The sequence below is a fragment of the Collinsella sp. genome (genome assembly GCF_052346665.1).
Classification (GTDB): domain Bacteria; phylum Actinomycetota; class Coriobacteriia; order Coriobacteriales; family Coriobacteriaceae; genus Collinsella.
Genome location: NZ_DAWDUX010000007.1, coordinates 59,400 through 60,233, shown reverse-complemented (window position 1 = coordinate 60,233; position 834 = coordinate 59,400). Strand labels below are relative to the sequence as shown.

At 63.1% G+C, this 834-nt stretch carries 1 protein-coding gene; it reads right to left on the bottom strand.

The window, feature by feature from the left end; translation table 11 throughout:
• Positions 1-126: 126 nt before the first annotated feature.
• On the bottom strand, positions 127-834 hold a 708-nt coding region (locus ACT8II_RS02300; protein ID WP_443812914.1), incomplete at its 5' end, for a ribose-phosphate diphosphokinase.

The window sequence follows — 834 nt, the reverse complement described above, 5'->3', positions numbered from 1 at the left end:
ACCTCCCATCTCGAGGACTTTATTTTCCAGTCCAAGAAATGGGAGGCAGTTCACCAGACTCTAGCCTGGAAGACGGGGGCAACCTACCGCAGAACTCTGCTTGGTGCAGCTATGAGCGCGGCTACCTTACATGGCGAAGTCGCCGCCCACGAGCGTGCTTACGGACTGCTCGTAGTACACGGCGGAGATGGTCTCGGCGAACTCACCGGCGACGGAGATGGTCTTGATCTTGCCGCCTTCCTCAACGGGGATGGCGTCGGTGACCAGGCACTCGACGATAGGCGCATCGTTCAGGCGCTGGATGGCCTGGCCGGAGAAGATGCCGTGGGTTGCGCACACGTAGATGTCGCCAGCGCCGAGAGCCTTGAGCTCGCGCACGTTGGCGCACAGGGTGCCGGCGGTGTCGATCATGTCGTCGTTGATGATGCAGGTCTTGCCCTCAATATCGCCAATGATGCCCATGACTTCGGCCGCGTTGTGGCGCGGACGGCCCTTGTGCGCGATGGCGAGGCTGCAACCGAGCATGTCGGAGAGCTTCTTGGCGGCCTTGGCGCGACCCACGTCGGGGGAGACAACGACCAGATTGTCGGTATCGAAGCCCTTGGCGTCATAGTAATCGGCAAAGAGCGGCAACGCGGAAAGGTGGTTCACCGGGATGTCGAAGAAGCCCTGGATCTGGCCCTGGTGCAGGTCGAGCGTGATGATGCGGTCGACGCCGGCGCACTCGAGGAGGTTGGCGACGAGGCGAGCGGTGATGGGCTCACGCGGGCCGGCCTTGCGGTCCTGGCGGGCGTAACCGTAGTGGGTGATGACGGCGGTGATGGAGCGGGCGGA